This window comes from Blautia intestinalis (assembly GCF_014297355.1).
Lineage (GTDB): Bacteria > Bacillota > Clostridia > Lachnospirales > Lachnospiraceae > Blautia_A > Blautia_A intestinalis.
On sequence record NZ_JACOQE010000022.1, the window covers coordinates 1 to 1,180 of the forward strand.

At 45.9% G+C, this 1,180-nt stretch carries 1 protein-coding gene; it reads right to left on the minus strand.

Going from position 1 to position 1,180, the window contains the following annotated elements:
• A partial coding sequence (locus H8Z79_RS16480; RefSeq protein ID WP_187002965.1) for a MobA/MobL family protein occupies positions 1–868 on the minus strand: 868 nt, incomplete at its 3' end.
• Positions 869–1,180: the final 312 nt, after the last annotated feature.

Consider the following 1,180-nt stretch of genomic DNA (forward strand, 5'->3'; position numbering starts at 1 on the left):
ATTTCCCCTGCCTTGCATAAGAACGGTGGTCAATGTGATTTTCCGTTTTCAAATGTGCATTACAGACGTTTGCCCATTCGCTCCGCCATAGCTCACAATTTTTCGGATTGTTCCACCCGGTAGCATCGGTTAATACACGTTTCCACTGTTTGCGGTTCCTTGTCCCGACTTTCTGGACTCCATTTTCATCAAGTACGGGGATTCGGATTCCATGACGGTCAGGGTTCTTTTTATCCTGCCACCAGTCCGGATGGGATTCATCCACCACAATATTTCCATTTTCATCTCTGACAAACTCCCAATCCTTGATTTCTTTGTTACCCCATGAGTGGTCTGAATTGAATGGTCGCATCGTCACCAGTAAATGCACATGGGGATTACCATCTCCTTTATCGTGGATACTCCAATCCGCACACATTCCCTTATCTACAAAGGTCTTTTGAATATATTCAGTTGTATAATCAATCTGTTCCTGTCGGCTCCATTCTTTCGGAAGTGAGAACTCAAATGACCTGCCGAGTTGTGCATCTGAACTTTTTTCTATCCTCAAGACTTCATTCCATAAACGCTGCTTCTGAAAAGTAAGTTTGAATTTTTCCAGTGCAGCATTTTGGTTATCTGCCCTTTTATATCGGACAGATTTCTGGAACCGTCTGATATTTTCAGCAGGTACATTCTGCCATTCCTGTGGTGCATTTTCACACATCAGCAGGCTGGTATAAACGACTTCTTTTTTTGAAGTATAGTAGCTGATCCTGCCTGTTTCTTCATTTTTCATCACATCGCCATTGAGATAAGCAGACGCCGATATGATGGATTTTCCTTTGCTGCGTCCAACAATCTTTACTGTATAATGAAAAATCGCCATGCTCCGTTTCCCCCATTCTGCCGTATCCGGCTTTGATTTCCGGCAGGTAACGTTTTTCCTAAAAGAAAATGGTATCTGCCGGAGCACCCTCTGCGTAAGAGTGCCCTGTGCATAACAGCCTGCATGGAATGTGCCCCTCTGGCGAAGAGTGCCTCCTGCGGCATGAGCAGGTCTGGCTGAAAGCCCCGCCGACGGAACGAGCCCGGCAAGCGTAAGCGCAGACCGGTTGCCACCTGTGGCAAACTTATACGGACGACCTCTGGTTGTCCATAAGTGCGCCCTTCATGAAAAAGCAATGAAGGGAATGGAAAA